We start from the raw sequence: 1087 nt of genomic DNA, 5'->3' as shown, positions 1-1087 counted from the left end.
TGTCCGGTTGTGAGACATCATTGGCATAGAACAGGATTTCATCGACCTTCGGCATGAGATCGTTGCTGTTGGCGGGCTTGTAGCACGGGTTTGCCAGGCAGGTGTTGTGCTCGAGGCGTTGGTGGACGGTATCGAGGGGCGACAAGCCGGAAAGGACGCGCTGTCGTCGTCGGTTGTAGGCTTGGTTGAAACCGGTCAGGAGGACTTCCAGCTCAGCATGGCTGGAGACAGTGATGCCGAGAACTTCGCTCGCAACACGGCCGTTGAAGCGTTCCACCATGCCATTGGTCTGGGGGGTATAGGGCTTGGTAGTGCGGCGAATGACCTTGAGTTTCGCGCAGGCGCGTTCGAAATCCTCGGCGGTAAAGCAGGAGCCGCGATCCGTCAGCACATGAGTGATCCGGAACGGGAAGGCTTTTTGTGCCTCAGCGAGAAAGGCGACCGCGTTGGCGGCACTCTCGGCATCGTAAACGGCGAGATGCACAAAGCGGGAGCAGCGATCAATGGCCACATACAGGTAGCGCTTGCGCACTGCTCCGTCGGCCGTCCGCAGCTTCGGCAGGTGCTTGATGTCGATATGGACATAGCCGAGATCATAGTCCCGGAAGCGCCCTTGTCCTTTGGCAGGCAGGGTTGATGGCTTTGGAGGGCGTCGGTTCAGGCCTTCAGCCTTCAGGACACGATAGATGTTGTCGCGGTTGAGATGCGGCAGGAAGTGGCGCAGCACAAAGGTCAGGTCATCGAGGGGAAAGCCCGTTGCGCGGCGCACGGCGCAGATGATCGCACGCTCTTCCTCTGTCACGCGCCACGGCAGTCGGTTTGGCCGGCTCGACCGATCCTGGCAGGCCTGTTCGCCGCGCTTGCGCCATTTGCGAACGGTCTCCTCGCTGATGGCGTAGCGCCTGGCCAGGATCCTGGTGGGCTCGGTTGAGCGGGCGATTTCAGCCCGCACAGCCGGTGTGGTCCGGGCTTGGGGATGGATCTGCATCATCACGTCACCTCGGCAAGAACGGGTTCAAAGCGCCAGGCATGTTCAGCAATGGCCCAGCTTACCTCGTCCCAATGATGTTCCGCAATCAGACAGCTA

General features: G+C 60.3%; 1 protein-coding gene. It reads right to left on the bottom strand.

Going from position 1 to position 1087, the window contains the following annotated elements:
* The coding region (locus AAIL68_RS17435; RefSeq protein ID WP_347141054.1) for an IS481 family transposase at positions 1-991 on the bottom strand (991 nt) is incomplete at its 3' end.
* Positions 992-1087 lie beyond the last annotated feature (96 nt).

It is taken from the genome of Paracoccus sp. SSK6 (assembly GCF_039770665.1).
In the GTDB taxonomy this organism is placed as follows: domain Bacteria; phylum Pseudomonadota; class Alphaproteobacteria; order Rhodobacterales; family Rhodobacteraceae; genus Paracoccus.
This window is presented reverse-complemented; position numbering and strand designations above follow the sequence as displayed.